The organism is Nocardioides sp. CFH 31398, assembly GCF_022436705.1.
Taxonomy (GTDB): Bacteria; Actinomycetota; Actinomycetes; order Propionibacteriales; family Nocardioidaceae; genus Nocardioides.
On record NZ_JAKUHT010000020.1, the window covers coordinates 73,428 to 90,538 of the forward strand.

Genomic DNA, 17,111 nt, shown 5'->3' on the forward strand with positions numbered 1-17,111 from the left:
GCGCGTCACCGGCGTCCGCTGGACTGCTCGCATGCTGACTCGGCGCAGGACACTCGGGACCTCACTCGGCGTCGCGGCCGCCCTCGGGGCGGCCGCCGGGACGGGACCGGCGGGCCACGCCGCCGCGGCGCCCGCCCGGCGACCGAAGGACAGGCCCCTGGTCGGCCCGGCCCGCGGCGACGACGTGCACGTGATGACGTTCAACATCCGGCTGGACCGGGGGACGGCGACCCAGCCCGGCCAGCCCGACCACTGGGGCGACCGCGCCCCGCTCGTGACCCGGCTGCTCGCCTCGGAGCGGCCCACCCTGCTCGGGGTGCAGGAGGCGACGTACGGCCAGCTCGACGAGGTCGAGCGCGGCGTGGGGCGCACGCACCGGATGCTCGGCTTCGGCCGGTCGGGCGGCAGCGCCGGGGAGTACTCGGCGATCTTCTACGACGCGGAGCGCTTCGTCGCGCTGGAGTGGGACCAGTACTGGCTCTCCGACACCCCGGACGTCATCGGCTCCGCCACCTGGGGCAACACCGTCACCCGGATCGTCACGTGGGCCCGCTTCGCCGACCGCCGGACCGGACGCGAGCTGGTCCACCTCAACACCCACTTCGACCACCAGTCGGAGAACGCGCGTGCCCGCTCGGCGGCGGTGCTGCGCGACCAGGTCGCGGGCCTCGACGTGCCCGCCCTGCTGACCGGTGACTTCAACGCGCCCGCGGGCTCGAGCACGCCGTGGACCACCCTGACCGGCGACGGCACGACCGTGGACACCTGGGACACGGCGCGCCGGCGGCTCACCCCGGCCTGGGGCACGTTCCCGAACTACGCCCCCCCGGTCGAGGGCGAACGCCGCATCGACTGGGTCCTCGCGACCCCGGACGTCCGGGTGCTGAGCGCGGCGATCAACGCCACGACGTACGACACCGGCGCCGGCGACGACCGCTGGCCCAGCGACCACACCCCCGTCCAGGCGCTCGTGCGTCTGCCCTGACGCCCACGCCTCGGCGCGTCAGCCCGCCTGCTGACCGCCCGGCCGCTCGCGGGCGGCGGGGGTCCAGGTGCCGAGCCGGCCCGCGATGCGCACGAGCGCCGCGAGGTCGTCGTCGTCCAGTCGGTCGACGACGACCTCGCGGACGGCGCGGGCGTGCAGCGGCGCCGCCGCCCTCACGACGTCCAGTCCCGCGTCGGTGAGCGTCGCGAGGGTGGCGCGCCCGTCGGCGGGGTCGGGGCGCCGCGTCAGCCAGCCGCGCTCCTCGAAGCGCTTGGCCGCGTTGGACAACCGGGACGGCGCACCCCCCGAGAGGTGGGCGAGCTCGCCCATCCGCAGCGTGGCGTCGGGCGCCTCCGAGATCGCGCTGAGCACGAGGTACTCGAACAGCGACAACCCGCTCCCCCGCTGGGCCGCCTCGACCCGCGGCGGCAGGAGCATCGCGAGCGACCCGAGGGCCGACCACCCGTCCTTCTGGGCCTCGCTCAGCCACGGCTCGTCGCTCATGCGGCCAGGTTACTTCACAGATGAACAGATTGCCGCTAGCGTTCACTTCATGAGTGAAATAAGTACGTTCGACGTCCCCGGCCTCGTCTCCACGGGCCTCTACCACCAGGTGTCGGTCGCGACCGGCTCCCGCCTCGTCTCGCTGGCGGGCCAGGTCTCCCAGGACGCCGACGGCACCCCCGTCGGCCTCGGTGACCTGGCGGCGCAGATCGAGCAGTGCTACGCCAACGTGGCCACCGCGCTCGCCGGGGCCGGCGGCTCGATCGACGACGTCGTCGACCTCACGGCGTACGTCGTGGACTGGTCGGCGGACAAGGTCCCGGCCCTGATGGAGGGCATGGCGCGCGGCGCGGCGAGGGTGGGCACCACCCACACCCCGCCGGCCACGCTGATCGGCGTCGCCAGCCTCTTCACCCCCGAGATGCTCGTGGAGCTCAAGGTCACCGCCGTGCTGGCCTGAGCCGCACCCGGTCGACGTCGACCCACTCCCCGGCCGGGTCGCCGGCGGCACCGTCCTCGCTCGGCCACACCGGCCGCAGGCGCACCCGGTCGGGGTGGACCTCCAGCAGGACGACGTCCTCCGGCTCGTCGGCGCCGTCCCGGGTCAGCAGCCACGGGTCCGCCAGCACCGACATGCCGCGCTCGCGGACGACGGCCTCCGCCGCCTCGTCGTCGCCGGGCCCCGCCAGGGCGGCGCCGAACACCGTCTGCGGGACCCACCCCTGGGGCGTCGGCACGACGCGGCCGAGCAGCTCGCCGTCCTCGTCGCGGACGACGTCGCGGGGTCCGGGCGCCTCGCCCGGGTCCACCACCTCGCCCCGCGCCCGCAGGCCGGCCACGACGCGGGTCGTCATGACTGCGAGCCAGTCGAGCCCCCGGGTCTCCTCCTCGGAGCCCGCGAGCCCGGCCGCGTCGACACGCTCGCCGGCCACCCACGTCGCCACGACGCGACCCGAGTCGGCGACGTCGACGGTGGGGTCGCCCTCGACGAGCACCAGGTCGGCGCGGAGCCCCGCCGCGACCCGGCCGCGGTCGCTCAGCCCGAAGGCGTCGGCGGCGGCCGAGGTCGACCCCGCCAGGGCCGCCGACGGCGTGAGCCCGGCGTCCACCAGCCGGGCGAGCTCGCGGTGCAGGCTGAGGCCCGGCACGAGCCCGGGGTTCGGGCTGTCGGTGCCCGCCAGCACCGGGAGGCCGGCGCGGTGCAGCGCCAGCACGTTGCCGGTGCGGACGGTGTCGTCCGGAGGGCCCGGCGGCATCCAGCGCGTCGCCTGCGCCTCGAGCAGCGCCCGCCACGCCGGTGTCAGCCGCGGACCCAGGACGGGGTCCGCCGCCAGCGGCAGCACCCCGGCCGGGGTCGGCCAGGCGTCGAACAGCGTGAGCGTGGCGACCACGCCCCTCAGCCGCCCGGCCAGCTCGGAGACCTGCTCGCCGCTCAGCGCGTCGTACGGCGCGTGCGCGAGCACGTCGGCCCCACCGCGCGCCGCCCGCACGGCGTCCGCCGCCGACGACACGTGCGCCGCGACCAGCAGCCCGCGGTCGTGCGCGACCGCGCAGAGTGCGTGCACGGTCGCGTCGTCGAGCGTGGGCAGGCCGTGGCGCCCCTCGAGCAGCACCTTGAGGTGGTGGGCACCCTCGGCGACCCGCGCGTCGACGAACGCCTCGGCGTCACCCGGACCCGTGACGGTGGGGAAGGGCCCGTAGGCCAGCGTCGGGTGCCCGCCCGGGGCGGTGGCGCCGACGGACGAGGTCCGCAGCGCCGCCCGGCCGGGCCCGGTGTCGGCGCCGGCGAGGTCGCTCGGTCGGCTGAACATGTCCAGCACCGTCGTCACGCCGTACGCCGCGGTCATGTGCAGCGACCCCGGAACCAGGTGGACGTGGCAGTCGACGAGCCCGGGGAGGAGCGTGCGTCCCTCGCCGGAGACGACCTCGCCCGCCACCGGACGCGCGCCCGGGACGGTCACGTCGAGCACCCGGTCGCCGTCGACGTGCACGTCGACGCGCCCGTCGAGGCCCGGGTGCCGTCGGACGCCGTCGAACAGCCGGACGCCGGTGAACGTGAGCCTGGTCATGACGACCACGCTGACGCCCCGCCGCCGCGCGGTCCACCGAGTTTCAGCAGGCCAGGGGCCCGGCGGCGGCGCCGTACCGGGGCCGTGTCGATTGCGGTGCGCCACCGGCGGGACCGTAGGCTGGGAGCACGGCCCGCCCCCGGGCTCCGGACACCACGAGGCACCCTGCCGGTCCGTCGAGCCCTGGTCCCCGACGCGGGCACACCCCCGACGGAAGCGAAACCCGTGTCCTCTGACTCACCCCTGTCCTTCCCTGCGCTCGGCGTGCCCGAGTCGCTGGCCGCCGTGCTCTCCGAGCGCGGCATCACCACCCCCACCCCGATCCAGGCCGCGACGCTGCCGGACTCGCTGGCCGGACGCGACGTCCTCGGCCGCGGCCGCACCGGCTCCGGCAAGACCTACGCGTTCCTCCTCCCGCTCGTCGCGCGCCTCGTCGCCGAGGGGCGTCGCACCCGGCCGGGTCGCCCCCGCGCGCTCGTGCTGGCCCCGACCCGCGAGCTCGTCGGCCAGATCCACGAGTCCCTCAAGCCGCTGGCCGCGACCGCCGGACTCACCGTGCAGACCGTCTTCGGCGGCGTCGGCCAGGGCCCGCAGGTCACCGGCCTGAAGCGCGGCGCGGACGTCGTCCTCGCCTGCCCCGGTCGTCTCGAGGACCTCATGGGCCAGGGCCACGTCTCCCTCGGCGACGTGTCCATCACCGTGCTCGACGAGGCCGACCACATGGCCGACCTCGGGTTCCTGCCCGGCGTCCGGCGGATCCTCACCGCGACGGCGAAGGACGGCCAGCGGCTGCTGTTCTCCGCGACGCTCGACAACGCGATCGACGTGCTCGTGCAGAAGTTCCTGCGCAAGCCGGTCACCCACGAGGCGGACTCGGTCCAGGCGCCGGTCACGGCGATGAGCCACCACGTCCTGCACCTCACGAGCCGCGAGCAGCGCGTGCCCGTGCTGGCCGACCTCGCCGCCGCCCCCGGCCGCACCGTGGTCTTCACGCGCACCAAGCACGGCGCGAAGGGGCTGGCCAAGCAGCTCAACCGGCGCGGCGTCCCGGCGGTCGAGCTGCACGGCAACCTCTCCCAGGGCGCCCGCACGCGCAACCTCGACGCGTTCCACTCCGGCCGCGCCCAGACCCTCGTCGCCACCGACATCGCCGCCCGCGGCATCCACGTGGACGACGTCGCGCTCGTCGTCCACGCCGACCCGCCGGTCGAGCACAAGGCGTACCTGCACCGCTCCGGTCGTACGGCGCGCGCCGGCGCCGCCGGGACCGTCGTCACGCTGATGCTCGACGAGCAGGTCCGCGACGTCCGGGCGCTCACCCGCGCCGCGGGCATCTCGCCGGTGACCACCAAGGTCTCCGGGACCGACCACCCCGTCCTCGCCGAGCTCGCCCCCGGCGAGCGCACCCTGGTCGAGGGCGGGCTCGTCGTCGAGGCCCCGGCCCAGCCGCAGCGCGGCTCCGGCTCCGGTGGTGGCGGTCGCTCCGGCGGCGGTCGCAACCGTCGCCGCGGCTCCGGCTCGGGCTCCGGCTCGGGGGGCGGCCAGAAGTCCGGCGGGCAGGCCCGCCAGGGCTCGGGCTCCGGCTCGACCTCGGGTGGGCAGGGCGGCGGGCGTTCGCGCTCCGGTGGTTCGCGCCGCCGGGCCGGCGGGTCCGGCAGCGCGAGCGTCTACACGACCTCGTCGGGCGGCCACAGCGCCGCGTCGTTCTCCTCCGGTCGCCGCTGACCCGCCCCCGCGGCGGGTCCCCGGCCCATGTAACGCGGTGTTGTGGCTTGATCACACGGCCCCGGCGGGGGTCTGAAGCACCACAGCCCCGCGGCAGACGTCGCGGAACCGGTGTCCGGCGTAGCGCGCGGACCTACCGGGGGCCGGGGCGGACGAGGCCGTGGTCGAAGGCGCAGACGACGGCCGCGGCGCGGTCGCGGAGGCCGAGTTTGGCGAACACGTTGCCGACGTGGGTCTTGACGGTGCCCTCGCCCACGACGAGGCGGGCCGCGATCTCGGCGTTCGACAGGCCCTCGCCCATCAGGCCGAGCACCTGCCGCTCCCGTCCCGTCAGCACGTCGAGACCGGACGACGACAGCGTCGGCGCGTCACCGGAGCGGTAGGTCGCGAGCACCCGGCCGGTGACCGCGGGGTCCAGCCAGGAGCCACCGCCGGCGACGGCGTGCACCGCCCGCTGCAGGTCCTCGGCGGGCACCCCCTTCAGCAGGAAGCCGGCCGCGCCGGCGCGCAGGGCGCCGGCGAGCACCTCGTCGTCCTCGAAGGTGGTGAGGACGAGCACCGGCACCGTCGAGCCGGAGGCGACCAGCGCCGTGGTCGCCTGCACCCCGTCGACACCGGGCATCCGCACGTCCATGACGACGACGTCCGGGACCAGCGACGCGACGGCGTCGACGACGCCCGCGCCCGACTCGAGCTCGCCGACGATCTCGAAGCCGAACCGTGGCCGCAGGATACCGCGCAGGCCGGTCCGGACGAGCTCCTGGTCGTCCACCAGCAGCACCCGCGTGCTCACGCGCCGACCTCCGACGCGGCCAGCGGCCAGGTCGCCTCGACCCTCCAGCCGGGACCTCCCGGGCCCGCGGTCAGGGTCCCGCCCAGCGCCGAGACCCGCTCGGCCATCCCGGCGGTCCCGGCTCCGTGGCGCGCGCCGGCGCGCGGGGGAGCGGCGGAGTCGACCCGGACGCGCACCGCGTCGGTCACTACCACGCTCACCCGGGTCCGGGCGTCCGGCGCGTGGCGGACGACGTTCGTCAGCGCCTCCTGCACGACCCGGTAGACCGCGAGGCCGGCGACCTCGGACAGCGCGGAGAGGTCACCGGTGACCCGGAGGTCGACGTCGGTGCCGGTGCGGCGGACGGAGGTGACGAGGTCCGGCAGCGACGACGCGCCCGGGAGGGGGGCGGACGGCTGCGACCCGTCCCGCAGGACGCCGACCGCGGCGCGCACCTCCTCCAGGCTGCGCCGCGACAGCCGCTCCGCCTCGGCGAGCGCCTCCGCGGCGGCCCGGGGGTCCTCGTCCAGCGCGAGCCGGGCGGAGGTGATGTGCAGCAGCGAGACGGTGAGCGCGTGACCCATGACGTCGTGCATCTCGCGGGCGATCCGGGTGCGCTCCTCGGCCGCCGACCGGGCCGCGAGCCCGGCCTGGGCCTCCTCCAGCCGGAGGACGAGGCTCCGCTGACGCTCGATCGCGACGCAGGCCACCACGGTCAGCACGATGCCACCCGTCCAGGCGATCCACCCCGGGTCGGGGTGCACCACCGCCTGCACGGCGAACACGACGACCCACCCGCCGGCGGCCAGCAGCCCCGGCCGCGCCCCCAGGCCGGTGAACGCCACGACGACGAGCAGGCAGGAGGTGAACCACCCCGCGGTGGTGGCGCCGCCGGCACAGAGCACCACCAGGGCGGCGGACACCACGGGCAGCCCGACGGCCAACCGGGTGCCCGACGCCGTCCACAGGGCGAGGACGGCGACGACGGCCACCGCCACGCACACCAGCACCACCGGCAGGGGCCGGTCGCTGAAGGCGGCGGCCCCGGCGACGAGGACGAGGACGACGGCCGCGACGAGGCCGCGCAGGCGGCGCTCGTCGCGACCGAGGGTGGTCACGGCACGGCTCACAGCGACGTGCGGCGGGCCGAGAGCGCCAGGGCGACCACGGCCATCGCGCACACCGTGAGGAGGTCGGAGGTGCCGTCCCCGAGGCCGAGCCAGGGGTCGCGGATCGAGTCGGTGACCAGCGACAGCGGCGTCCACTCCGCGATGCTCGACAGGACGTCGGTCATCGCGGCCGGCGGAGGACCGCCACCACCCAGCAGGAACGACGGCACGAAGAGCATGAGGCCGACCGCCTGCGCCGCCCGGGCGGAGGGCAGCAGCGAGCCCAGCAGGGTGCCCAGGGCGAGGAACAGCAGCATCCCCGCGGCGATCCCGGCGAGCGTGCGCGGGAGGTCCTCGACGGTGGGGACGCCGTACACGGGCTCGGCGACGAGCAGCAGCGTGGTGATCCCCAGCAGCGTGGTGACGGCGCCGACGACCAGCTGCGACAGCGCGAAGGACCAGCGGGGGAAGCCGGCGGCGGCGAAGCGGCGCAGGACGCCGCGCTCGCGGTAGGCCGCGAGGTGCACGGGCACCATCACCAGGCCGGTGCTGCCGATGACGGTCGCGAGGTAGGCCGCGACGTACCAGTGGCTCGGGTTCACCGGGAACGCCTCGTCGGGCTCGGTGCCGAAGGCGCCGCCGATGATGAGCATCGTCACGACGGGGAAGACGAAGACGAAGGTCAGCGTCATCGGCTCCCGCAGCAGCAGGCGGAGCTCGGTGCTGATCAGCCGCCGGGTGACCGACGGGACGCGGGTGCGCGGGGCGCGGGTGCCCGTGGCGGGCGCGGTGGTGGCCATCAGGGGGCTCCGATCAGGGCGGGCCGGTCGTCGGCGGCGCGGTCGGGGGCGGGCGAGTCGAGCAGGCGCAGGAGCGCCGCCTCGAGGTCGGGGACGTCGACGGCGAGGTCGGCGGGGACGCCGCCCAGCTCGGGCGCGCGGGCGACCAGCCAGGCGCCGACGTGGGCGATGCTGGCGCGGTCGCCCTCGACCCGGAGCAGGCCGCGCTCCGCGGTGGCCCGCCGGACGCCGGGCAGGCCCCCGAGGTCGTCGACGGCGCTCGCCGGCCCGGAGAAGGTGGTCGTGGCGCGGGCGGCGTGGCGGGCGACGAGCTCGGCGGGCGAGCCGGCGTCCAGCACCCGGCCGTCGCGCATCGCGACGACGTGGTCGCAGAGGGCCTCGGCCTCGGCCAGCTCGTGGGTCACGAGCAGGACGGTGGTGCCCTCGTCGCGCAGCTGGGCGACCGACGCCCAGACCTCGCGGCGGGCGGCGGGGTCGAGGCCCTGGGTGAGCTCGTCCAGGATCACCAGCCGGGGCCGGTTCAGCAGGGCGAGCACGAGGAACAGCCGCTGCTGCTCGCCGCCGCTCATCCCGGCGAACGGCGAGCGCCGCTTGCCGGCCAGGCCGAAGCGCTCGAGCAGCTCGTCGGCGCTGCGCGCGCCCGGCTCGGCGAAGAGCCGCACCGCCTCCCCGACGCGGAGCCGGTCGGGCAGGGCTGACGACTGCAGCTGGCTGCCGACCAGGCGCCGGAGCCGCTGGGCGTCGCGCCGGGGGTCGAGCCCCAGCACACGGATCTCGCCCGCGTCGGGGCGGCGGAGGCCCTGGAGGCACTCCACCGTCGTGGTCTTGCCGGCGCCGTTGGCGCCGATGAGCCCGACGACGCCGCCCGCGGGGACGTCGAGGTCGAGGTCGTCGACGACCACGCGGCCGCCGTAGGACTTGCGGAGGCCGCGCACGGTCACGGCGGCAGCACCGCCGGTGCCGGTGCCGTCGAGCGGTGGGTGGGAGGTCATGGCTCCAGCCTCGCCCGGGACCCGGCACCGGCGCCTCCCCCTGGAGGGAGAACCTGCGCTGTGCCCGCAGGGGGAGGCCCGCCTCCCGCCGGGGTCAGGACCAGGCGGTGTGGTCGACGACCGGGCGCACCTCGACGGAGCCGTGGAGCGGCGCGGCGGCGGCGACCGCCCGGGCCGCGGCGAGGTCCGCGACGTCGACGACGTAGTAGCCGCTGACGACCGCCCCGCCCGAGGGCGGCGCCGGGACGTCGCGCCCGGCGGCGAGGTCGGGCCGGACGAACCGGTCGCTCGGTCCCGGCTCGAGGTCGCCGGAGTCGACGTACGTGCCGTCGCCCTTCAGCCGGGTCTCGAAGTCGACCCAGGCCTGGTAGTCGGCCTCGGTGCCCCGGCCCTCGGCGTACCGCTCGCCCTCGGGCACGGGCTCCGTCCAGAACAGCAGCAGGACCTTCACGGCCCCCAGGCTGTCAGTGGTTGCGCAGCGCGTCCACGAGGTCGTCCTTGTTCATCGACGAGCGGCCCTCGATGTCGAGCTCGGCGGCGCGCTCGCGGAGCTCGTCGACCGTCCACTCCTCGTACGACGGGTGCTTGCCGCCGCGCTCGCTCGGGTCGGGGCCGTCGCCGGCGTCCGAGCGGGCCTTCGCGTTGGAGATGCGGGCGGCCTTCTCCTTGCTGTTGCCCGCCTCGCGGAGCTCCTCGTAGAGCTCCGGGTCCTTGAGCGACGGGTTGTCGCGGTTCTCCTTCGACGCCTTCTTCTCAGCCATGTCCGGGCGGTACCCAGCGGCGCGGCGCTCGACGGATCCGCGCTGCTGGTCGTCCATCGCCACCTGGTAGGCCTGGCCGAGGGCCGCCACCGACAGCGGCCGCAGCCGCTCCACGACCCGCCGCAGGGTCTCCGGCGGCGCGCCCGAGTGCCGGTACGCCGGCCACACCTGTCGCCGGAACACCTCGTGCAGCTCCGCGGCGATCGCACGGCCGTGCGCGGCGTACACGTCGGCGGCGGCGCGGGCGGCCTCGGGCGGGAAGCCGAGCTCCAGCAGGTCGACGCCGATCGCGAGCTGGGGCAGCGCGACGCGGTAGCCGCCCGGGACGTCGTGTTCGTCGGTCTCGCCGGAGGGGGCGACCGGGTCCAGGATGCCCAGCGACACGAGCACCTCGACGTCCTCGTCGGACAGCTCCCGTCCGGCCCGCTCGGCGATCTCCGACCGGGTCAGGACGCCGGGCCCGGGGGAGACCCAGGGAGCCAGCATCGTCCGCTGGAGGGCGAGCTCCTCGACGGAGGCGTCGTCGGGCACGCGGGCGAGGTAGTCCTCGATGGCGGCGAGCGTGAAGCCGTACTCCTGGAGGTCGGCGATCAGGCCCAGCCGGGCGACGTGCTCCGGGGTGTAGAAGCCCGAGCGGCCTCGGCGCACCGGCGGCGGCACGAGCCCGCGCGTCGTCCAGAACCGGACGGTGCGCACGCTCAGGCCGACCCGGCTCGTGAGGTCGGCGAGGGTCAGGAGGGCCGCCCCGTGGTCGAGCGGCGTGGTGCTGGTCACCTTTCAATCGTGACAGCACTGGTGTCATGATCGCGACATGACCCGTCCCACTCCCGGCTCGGGCGTGCCCGACGCCTTCGTCTACGACCACCTCCGCACGCCGCGCGGCAAGGGCAAGGCCTCCGGCGCGCTGCACGAGGTGAAGCCGATCGACCTCGTCGTCGGCCTGCTCGACGAGACCCGCAGCCGCAACCCCGGCCTCGACCCGGCCCTCGTGGACGACGTCGTCCTCGGGGTCGTCACCCCGGTCGGCGACCAGGGCGCGGACATCGCCAAGACCGCCGCGCTCGCCGCGGGCTGGCCCGAGACCGTCGCCGGCGTCCAGCTCAACCGCTTCTGCGCCTCCGGCCTGGAGGCCGTCAACCAGGCCGCGCAGCGGATCCGCAGCGGCTTCGAGGACCTCATCGTCGCCGGCGGCGTCGAGTCCATGAGCCGCGTGCCGATGGCCTCGGACGGCGGCGCCTGGGCGATGGACCCCGCCACCGCGCTGACGACCGGTTTCGTGCCGCAGGGCATCGGCGCCGACCTCATCGCCACCCTCGGCGGCTGGACCCGGGCGGACGTCGACGCCTACGCCACCGAGTCCCACTCCCGCGCCGCGAAGGCGTGGGCCGACGGCCGCTTTGCGCGCTCCGTCGTCCCCGTCACCGACCGCAACGGCCTGGTCGTGCTCGACCACGACGAGCTCGTCCGCCCCGACACCACCCCGGAGACGCTGGCCGGCCTGCGCCCGAGCTTCGCCAAGATCGGTGCCGAGGCGGGCTTCGACGACGTCGCGCTCGAGAAGTACCACTGGGTCGAGCGCATCGACCACGTCCACCACGCCGGCAACTCCTCCGGCATCGTGGACGGCGCCGCGCTGATGCTCATCGGCTCCGAGTACGCCGGCCAGCAGGCCGGCCTCACCCCGCGCGCCCGGGTGCTCGCCACCGCGGTGTCCGGCGCGGACCCGACGATCATGCTCACCGGCCCCGCCCCGGCGGCCCGCAAGGCGCTGTCCCGCGCGGGCCTCGAGGCGAGCGACATCGACCTGTGGGAGATCAACGAGGCGTTCGCCGCCGTCGCCATGCGCTTCATGGCCGACATGGGCATCAGCCACGAGATCACCAACGTCAACGGCGGCGCCATCGCCATGGGCCACCCGCTCGGCGCCACCGGCGCGATGATCCTCGGCACCCTCGTCGACGAGCTCGAGCGCCGCGACCTGCGGCGCGGCCTCGCCACGCTCTGCGTGGGCGGCGGGATGGGCATCGCCACCGTCGTCGAAAGAGTCTGACCGAGGGACGAGATCAGGCTCTGTCATCGGTGGTCGAGCAGCGACCGCGGCTGAGGAACGAAGCCGCGATGAGCGTGTCGAGACCCGGTGAGACGAGAAGCAAGAGGAAGCAGCACGGTGACCACGGTCTCGACAAGGTCGACCACCGGTGGGCGCCGTACCCCGTGACGCCGTACGAGGAGAAGCCATGACCACCCAGACCGAGCAGGAGACCGCGGTCCGCTACGACCGGGACTCCGAGGGCGTCGTGACCCTCACGCTGGACGACCCGCACGCTAGCGCGAACACGATGAACGACCTGTACCGCAGCTCGATGACGGCCGCGGTGCAGCGGCTGCAGGCCGAGAAGGACGACATCACCGGGGTGGTGATCGCGAGCGCCAAGAAGACCTTCTTCGCCGGCGGCAACCTCGGCATGATGCAGGCGACGACCCCCGAGGACGCGCCGCAGCTCTTCGCGGCCGTCGAGGAGACCAAGGCCGCGCTCCGCGGCCTGGAGACCCTCGGCAAGCCGGTCGTCGCCGCCATCAACGGCGCGGCCCTGGGCGGCGGCCTGGAGATCGCGCTGGCCGCGCACCACCGCATCGCGTGGGACGACCCGAGCGTCCAGCTCGGCCTGCCGGAGGCCACCCTCGGCCTGCTGCCGGGTGGCGGCGGCGTCACCCGTGTGGTGCGGATGCTCGGCCTGCAGTCCGCGCTGATGGACGTGCTGATGCCCGGCACCCGCTTCCGTCCGGCCCAGGCGCAGGAGAAGGGCCTCGTCGACGAGCTCGTCGCCGACAAGGCCGACCTGCTCACCGCCGCCAGGGCCTGGGTGCTGGACCACCGCGACGACCCGGAGGCGTCGAGCAAGCCCTGGGACCGCAGCGGCTACCGGATGCCCGGCGGGACGCCGTCCACGCCGAAGCTCGCGCAGTTCCTCCCCGCCTTCCCGGCGCTGCTGCGCCAGCAGACCAAGGGCGCGGTCTACCGCGCGCAGCGGGCGATCCTGTCCGCCGCGGTCGAGGGCGCGCAGGTCGACGTCGACACCGCGAGCCGGATCGAGTCGCGCTACCTCACCTCGCTGATCACGGGTCAGCAGTCGAAGAACATGATCCAGGCGTTCTTCTTCGACCTGCAGGCCATCAACGCCGGCTCGCTGCGCCCCGACGGCCACGAGCGGTTCCGCCCGACCAAGGTGGGCGTGCTGGGCGCCGGGATGATGGGCGCCGGCATCGCCTACGTCTGCGCGAAGGCCGGCATGCCCGTCGTCCTCAAGGACGTCGAGCAGGCCAACGCGGAGCGCGGCAAGGCCTACTCCGAGGGGATCCTCGACAAGGCCATCGCGCGCGGCCGCTCGACGGAGGAGAAGAAGTCGGCGCTGCTCGACCTCATCACCCCCACCGCGGACGCCTCCGACCTCGCCGGCTGCGACCTCGTCATCGAGGCCGTCTTCGAGGACCCGGCGCTCAAGGCGAAGGTCTTCGCCGAGGTCGAGCCGCACCTCGCCGACGGCGCGGTGCTCTGCTCCAACACCTCGACGCTGCCGATCACCGAGCTCGCGACCGGCGTCTCGCGTCCGGCGGACTTCATCGGCCTGCACTTCTTCTCACCCGTCGACAAGATGCCGCTGGTCGAGATCATCCGCGGCAAGGAGACGTCGGACGCCGCCCTCGCCGCCGCGTACGACGTCGTCCAGGCCATCAAGAAGACCCCGATCGTGGTCAACGACTCCCGCGGCTTCTACACCAGCCGCGTGATCGGGACGATGGTCAACGAGGGCCTCGCGATGCTCGCCGAGGGCGTCATGCCGATGTCGGTCGAGCGTGCGGCGACCCAGGCGGGCTACCCGGTCGGGCCGCTGCAGCTCTCCGACGAGCTCAACATGGAGCTGATGAAGAAGATCCGCGCGGCCACCGCCGCCGCGGCCGAGCGCGACGGGACGCCGTACGCCGCCCACGCGGGCGACGCGGTCGTCGACCGCATGCTCGAGCTCGACCGGCCGTCGCGGCTCAAGGGCGCCGGTTTCTACGAGTACGCCGACGGCAGGCGGACCAACCTCTGGCCCGGCCTGGCCGACGCGTTCGGCTCGAGGCTGGACGCCGTGCCGTTCGCCGACGTCAAGGAGCGGATGCTCTTCGCCGAGGCGATCGAGACCGCGAAGTGCTTCGAGGAGGGCGTCATCACCTCCGCGGCGGCCGCCAACATCGGCTCGATCATGGGCATCGGCTTCCCCGCCAACACCGGCGGCGCCGCGCAGTTCATGACGGGCTACGAGTCGGCGTCCGGCGAGCGGGGCCTCGCGGCGTTCGTCGCGCGGGCCGACGAGCTGGCCGACGCGTACGGCGAGAGGTTCCGCCCCACCGACCGCCTGCGCGAGATGGCGGCGTCGGGGGAGGGCTTCCCGCGCTGAGCCGGGCCCGGGCACGGGCCTGACGCGTTCGCAGGACGGGGCGCTCCCCGGACCGGTCTACTGGTCCGGTGAGCGCCCCGTCTGCCTCCCCACCCGCCGTGGACGTCCACGACCTCGTCGTCCGCTTCGGGCCCGTGCTCGCCGTCGACGGGGTCCACCTCGTCGCCGGCGCCGGGGCCTCGACGGCCCTGCTGGGGCGCAACGGGGCCGGCAAGTCGACGACGATGCGGGTGCTGGCCGGGGTGGTCCCGCCGACCTCCGGGAGCGTGCGCGTCGCCGGGATCGACGTCGTCGCCGACCCGCTCGCCGTCAAGCGCGCGATCGGCTACTGCCCCGACGTCGGCGGACTGGTGCCGCGGGCGACGCCCTGGGAGCACCTGCAGCTCGCCGCCCGGCTCCGCCGGCTGCGCGACTGGGAGCCCCGCGCGCGGGAGCTGCTCGAGCGGTTCGAGCTCGGCGCGGAGGCCCACCGCGTCACCGCCGGCTTCTCGCACGGCATGAGCCGACGGTTGTCGGTGCTGCTGGCGGCCTTCCACGACCCCGAGGTGCTGCTGCTCGACGAGCCCTTCGACGGTGTCGACCCGGTCGGGGTCGAGGCGACGATGGACGTCGTCGCCGACGCGCGGGCCCGCGGGGCCGCCGTCCTGCTGTCGACCCACCTGCGCGAGCTCGCCGTGCAGGCGTGCGCCGAGGCCGTCGTCCTGCGGGGCGGCTCGCAGGTCGCGCGGATGGACGCCGCCGCGATGTCCGGCGAGGAGGGCGCCCGTGTCTACCGCGGTCTCCTCGACACCTAGGCGGCTCGACCGGCTGCCCGGCGGCTCCCACGTCGTCGACGTGGGCCTGCTGCTCGCGATGCGCGGCGGCGTCGCACGGGGGCGGGCGGCGCGCCGGCTCGGGCCGGTGCTGGTGGTCGTCACCCTCGCCGTGGCCGTCGTGCCCGCCCTCGTCGGCCCCGGCCTCGGCGAGGGCAGGGCCCTCGAGGTGCTGCTCCTGCTGCCCAGCGGGTACGCCGCGTTCGCCGGTCTCGCCCTCGCGTCGGCGGTGGCCTCGGGCGGCGGCCGCGAGCTGCTGCCGCGCGACCAGGCGACGCCGTACCCCGTCAGCGCGGCGACCGACCACCTCGGCGCCCTGCTGCTGGCGCCGCTGAACATCGCGTGGATCCTCCAGGCGTGGCTGCTGCTGGGCGGCACGTCGTACGCCGTCGGCCCGGCGCGCCTGGCCGCCGCGCAGACCGTCGTGGTGCTGTGGCTCCTCGCCGCGACGGCTGTCGTGCAGGTCCTGGCCTGGCTGATCGAGGCCCTGCGGCGCCGCCCCCACGGGGTGTGGGTGCTGCGGGGCCTGGGGCTGGCCCTCGTCGGCGCCGTCGCCGCGCTGCAGGCGACCGGGCGCACCGAGGACGCCCTCGACGGGCTGCCGACCGACGTGCTGGTCCGCGCGGGGATCCTCGGCGACACCGGGTTCGGCGGGGTCTGGGCGGCCACCGTCGCCGGGCTGCTCGCCGCGACGGCGCTCGCCGTGGTCGCGGGTGCGTGGGCCGCGGGTGTCGCGTCCCGGCGGCCCCCGCGGGAGGAGGTCCGCGCGGAGACCGGCGTCCGGACGCCCCGCCGTGCGCCCCGCGGCGACCTCGGCGCGCTCCTGCGTCTCGACCGGGCGTCGGTGTGGCGGGCGGTGCCCATGCGCCGGGGGCTCGTCGTCCTCGCCGTCATGCCGGGCCTCGTCGCCGTCCTCGGCGCGCTGCCGTGGGAGAGCGCGATCATCCTGCCGGGGCTCGTCGCGTCGGGCGGCGCGCTGCTGTTCGGCGTCAACGCCTGGTGCCTCGACGGGCGCGGCGGGCTGTGGCGCGAGTCGCTGCCGGTCCGGCCGGGGCTGGTCTTCGGGTCCCGGGCCCTGGTGCTGGCCGAGGCGCTCCTGCTCGCCTCCGGCGGGACCCTGGTCATGGCCGCGCTGCGCGCAGGTGCGCCGACGCCGTCGGAGCTGGCCGCCGTCCTCGCCGCGTGGGTCGTGGTCGTCGCCCAGGCCGTCGCCGCGTCGATGACGTGGTCGGCGCGCGCGCCGTACGCGGTGGACCTGCGCAGCGCCCGGGCCACCCCGGCGCCGCCGGCGGTCATGGTCGTCTACTCGACGAAGCTGGCGCTGACGACGACGCTGACCGGGCTGGTGCTCGCGATCACCGCCCACGCCCCCGACTGGCGGCTGCCGCTGCTGGTGGCCGCGCTGTTCCTGGCCTGGTCCGCGGTGCGGCTGCTCCGTGCCCGCGACGTGTGGGTCGACCCGGCGCGCCGCGCGGTCGTCGTCACGACGGTCTCGGCGTGAGGCCCGCCGGCGTCAGCGCCGGGCGCGCTGCAGGCAGCGGTCCTCCTGCTCGCGCAGCCGCGCGACCGGCTCGGCGCCGCCCTGCCCCTGCAGGCGCCGGGTGACGGCGTCCTCCCGCAGGTCGTCGGAGATCTCCCGCAGGCAGTCGGCGTAGTCGTCGCGGACCTCGCTGGAGGCGTCCGGGAGCGCGTCGCGGACGTCGGACGACGCGGCGTCGTAGTCGAGGCACGACACCAGCGCCCTCGCGTAGGCCCGGGCCACCGGCTCGGACACCGGCCGCTGGCCGTCCGCGGCGGCGCGCACGGCGTCGGCGTCCGCGTCCTCGCCCGAGACGAGGCCGTCCTGGCGCAGCGGCTCGAGGCCGGCCTCGCCGACCCAGCGCTCCGCCGTGCACTGGGCGAGGTCCTGCGCGTCGGTGGCGTCGTCGCCGTCCGAGAGCGCCGTCGTGACGCCGTCGGCGACCTGCTGCTCCTGCTCGTCCAGGCCGCAGCCGGCCAGCAGCAGGCAGGCGAGGACCACGGCGACCGCGGGGGCGGCACGACGCCTGACGGAGGGGGTCACGGCACGCTCCTGGGGGCTACGACGAGCCTCGGGGGCGGGGCTCGTGGCGGGTGGCTGACAGGGTCCCAGAAGGCGGAG

The 17,111-nt window shown here is 75.7% G+C and carries 17 protein-coding genes; 8 read left to right on the top strand and 9 right to left on the bottom strand.

Annotated elements, in window-relative coordinates; genetic code table 11:
- Positions 1-31: 31 nt before the first annotated feature.
- The gene (locus MJ876_RS15510; protein ID WP_240237641.1) at positions 32-985 is read left to right on the top strand and encodes an endonuclease/exonuclease/phosphatase family protein; all 954 of its coding nucleotides are present in this window, start codon (positions 32-34) and stop codon (positions 983-985) included.
- Between the two features lie 18 nt (positions 986-1,003).
- Here MJ876_RS15510 and MJ876_RS15515 read toward each other — a convergent pair whose 3' ends face one another.
- On the bottom strand, positions 1,004-1,489 hold the full coding sequence (locus MJ876_RS15515; protein ID WP_240237643.1) for a MarR family winged helix-turn-helix transcriptional regulator: 486 nt from the start codon (positions 1,487-1,489) through the stop codon (positions 1,004-1,006).
- 49 nt (positions 1,490-1,538) lie between these two features.
- Between MJ876_RS15515 and MJ876_RS15520 the strand changes: the two genes are divergently transcribed.
- A complete protein-coding gene (locus MJ876_RS15520; RefSeq protein WP_240237645.1) occupies positions 1,539-1,949 on the top strand; it encodes a RidA family protein in 411 nt (136 codons plus the stop codon).
- Here MJ876_RS15520 and MJ876_RS15525 read toward each other — a convergent pair.
- Positions 1,930-3,558, bottom strand: coding sequence for an amidohydrolase family protein (locus tag MJ876_RS15525; RefSeq protein ID WP_240237647.1), 1,629 nt, complete (start codon positions 3,556-3,558; stop codon positions 1,930-1,932). The two genes, MJ876_RS15520 and MJ876_RS15525, sit on opposite strands and share 20 nt — an antisense overlap.
- 225 nt (positions 3,559-3,783) lie before the next feature.
- Here MJ876_RS15525 and MJ876_RS15530 point away from each other — a divergent pair, with 225 nt between their 5' ends.
- Positions 3,784-5,283 carry a DEAD/DEAH box helicase gene (locus MJ876_RS15530; RefSeq protein WP_240237649.1) on the top strand — a complete coding sequence of 500 codons (1,500 nt, stop codon included), beginning with the start codon at positions 3,784-3,786 and terminating at the stop codon, positions 5,281-5,283.
- A 133-nt stretch (positions 5,284-5,416) separates the two neighbouring features.
- Here MJ876_RS15530 and MJ876_RS15535 read toward each other — a convergent pair whose 3' ends face one another.
- The 6 genes from MJ876_RS15535 to MJ876_RS15565 all read right to left on the bottom strand — a co-directional run bounded on the left by MJ876_RS15535 (position 5,417) and on the right by MJ876_RS15565 (position 10,491).
- The gene (locus MJ876_RS15535; protein ID WP_240237652.1) at positions 5,417-6,076 is read right to left on the bottom strand and encodes a response regulator transcription factor; all 660 of its coding nucleotides are present in this window, start codon (positions 6,074-6,076) and stop codon (positions 5,417-5,419) included.
- Positions 6,073-7,173: a sensor histidine kinase gene (locus tag MJ876_RS15540; protein ID WP_240237654.1), complete on the bottom strand. Its 1,101-nt coding sequence runs from the start codon at positions 7,171-7,173 to the stop codon at positions 6,073-6,075. Before MJ876_RS15540 ends, MJ876_RS15535 begins: the two co-directional genes overlap by 4 nt.
- 8 nt (positions 7,174-7,181) lie before the next feature.
- Positions 7,182-7,964 (bottom strand): ABC transporter permease, encoded by a 783-nt coding sequence (locus MJ876_RS15545; protein WP_240237760.1) that lies wholly within the window; start codon positions 7,962-7,964, stop codon positions 7,182-7,184.
- Positions 7,964-8,956: an ABC transporter ATP-binding protein gene (locus MJ876_RS21860; protein ID WP_275695077.1), complete on the bottom strand. Its 993-nt coding sequence runs from the start codon at positions 8,954-8,956 to the stop codon at positions 7,964-7,966. Before MJ876_RS21860 ends, MJ876_RS15545 begins: the two co-directional genes overlap by 1 nt.
- Positions 8,957-9,050: 94 nt before the next feature.
- Positions 9,051-9,407 carry a hypothetical protein gene (locus MJ876_RS15560; RefSeq protein WP_240237656.1) on the bottom strand — a complete coding sequence of 119 codons (357 nt, stop codon included), beginning with the start codon at positions 9,405-9,407 and terminating at the stop codon, positions 9,051-9,053.
- A 13-nt stretch (positions 9,408-9,420) separates the two neighbouring features.
- Positions 9,421-10,491 carry a MerR family transcriptional regulator gene (locus MJ876_RS15565; protein ID WP_240237658.1) on the bottom strand — a complete coding sequence of 357 codons (1,071 nt, stop codon included), beginning with the start codon at positions 10,489-10,491 and terminating at the stop codon, positions 9,421-9,423.
- Between the two features lie 37 nt (positions 10,492-10,528).
- Between MJ876_RS15565 and MJ876_RS15570 the strand changes: the two genes are divergently transcribed.
- The 5 genes from MJ876_RS15570 (at position 10,529) to MJ876_RS15585 (ending at position 16,472) form a co-directional block, all read left to right on the top strand.
- A complete protein-coding gene (locus tag MJ876_RS15570) occupies positions 10,529-11,767 on the top strand; it encodes an acetyl-CoA C-acetyltransferase (RefSeq protein ID WP_240237660.1) in 1,239 nt (412 codons plus the stop codon).
- A 68-nt stretch (positions 11,768-11,835) separates the two neighbouring features.
- A complete protein-coding gene (locus tag MJ876_RS21865; protein WP_275695078.1) occupies positions 11,836-11,958 on the top strand; it encodes a hypothetical protein in 123 nt (40 codons plus the stop codon).
- The gene (locus MJ876_RS15575) at positions 11,955-14,159 is read left to right on the top strand and encodes a 3-hydroxyacyl-CoA dehydrogenase NAD-binding domain-containing protein (protein ID WP_240237662.1); all 2,205 of its coding nucleotides are present in this window, start codon (positions 11,955-11,957) and stop codon (positions 14,157-14,159) included. Before MJ876_RS21865 ends, MJ876_RS15575 begins: the two co-directional genes overlap by 4 nt.
- 68 nt (positions 14,160-14,227) lie before the next feature.
- Entirely contained in the window at positions 14,228-14,953 is a 726-nt protein-coding gene (locus tag MJ876_RS15580) for an ABC transporter ATP-binding protein (RefSeq protein WP_240237664.1), read from the top strand.
- A complete protein-coding gene (locus MJ876_RS15585; RefSeq protein ID WP_240237665.1) occupies positions 14,925-16,472 on the top strand; it encodes a hypothetical protein in 1,548 nt (515 codons plus the stop codon). Before MJ876_RS15580 ends, MJ876_RS15585 begins: the two co-directional genes overlap by 29 nt.
- A gap of 12 nt (positions 16,473-16,484) precedes the next feature.
- Here MJ876_RS15585 and MJ876_RS15590 read toward each other — a convergent pair whose 3' ends face one another.
- Entirely contained in the window at positions 16,485-17,033 is a 549-nt protein-coding gene (locus tag MJ876_RS15590; RefSeq protein ID WP_240237666.1) for a hypothetical protein, read from the bottom strand.
- Between the last annotated feature and the right edge of the window lie 78 nt (positions 17,034-17,111).

What these genes read in the sequence shown, in the direction of transcription:
- MJ876_RS15570 (WP_240237660.1), top strand. Translation starts at nt 10,529, where the DNA reads ATGACCCGTCCCACTCCCGGCTCGGGCGTGCCCGACGCCTTCGTCTAC.
- MJ876_RS15515 (WP_240237643.1), bottom strand. Translation starts at nt 1,489, where the DNA reads ATGAGCGACGAGCCGTGGCTGAGCGAGGCCCAGAAGGACGGGTGGTCG.
- MJ876_RS15525 (WP_240237647.1), bottom strand. Translation starts at nt 3,558, where the DNA reads ATGACCAGGCTCACGTTCACCGGCGTCCGGCTGTTCGACGGCGTCCGA.
- MJ876_RS15545 (WP_240237760.1), bottom strand. Translation starts at nt 7,964, where the DNA reads ATGGCCACCACCGCGCCCGCCACGGGCACCCGCGCCCCGCGCACCCGC.
- MJ876_RS15510 (WP_240237641.1), top strand. Translation starts at nt 32, where the DNA reads ATGCTGACTCGGCGCAGGACACTCGGGACCTCACTCGGCGTCGCGGCC.
- MJ876_RS15575 (WP_240237662.1), top strand. Translation starts at nt 11,955, where the DNA reads ATGACCACCCAGACCGAGCAGGAGACCGCGGTCCGCTACGACCGGGAC.
- MJ876_RS21860 (WP_275695077.1), bottom strand. Translation starts at nt 8,956, where the DNA reads ATGACCTCCCACCCACCGCTCGACGGCACCGGCACCGGCGGTGCTGCC.
- MJ876_RS21865 (WP_275695078.1), top strand. Translation starts at nt 11,836, where the DNA reads ATGAGCGTGTCGAGACCCGGTGAGACGAGAAGCAAGAGGAAGCAGCAC.
- MJ876_RS15520 (WP_240237645.1), top strand. Translation starts at nt 1,539, where the DNA reads ATGAGTGAAATAAGTACGTTCGACGTCCCCGGCCTCGTCTCCACGGGC.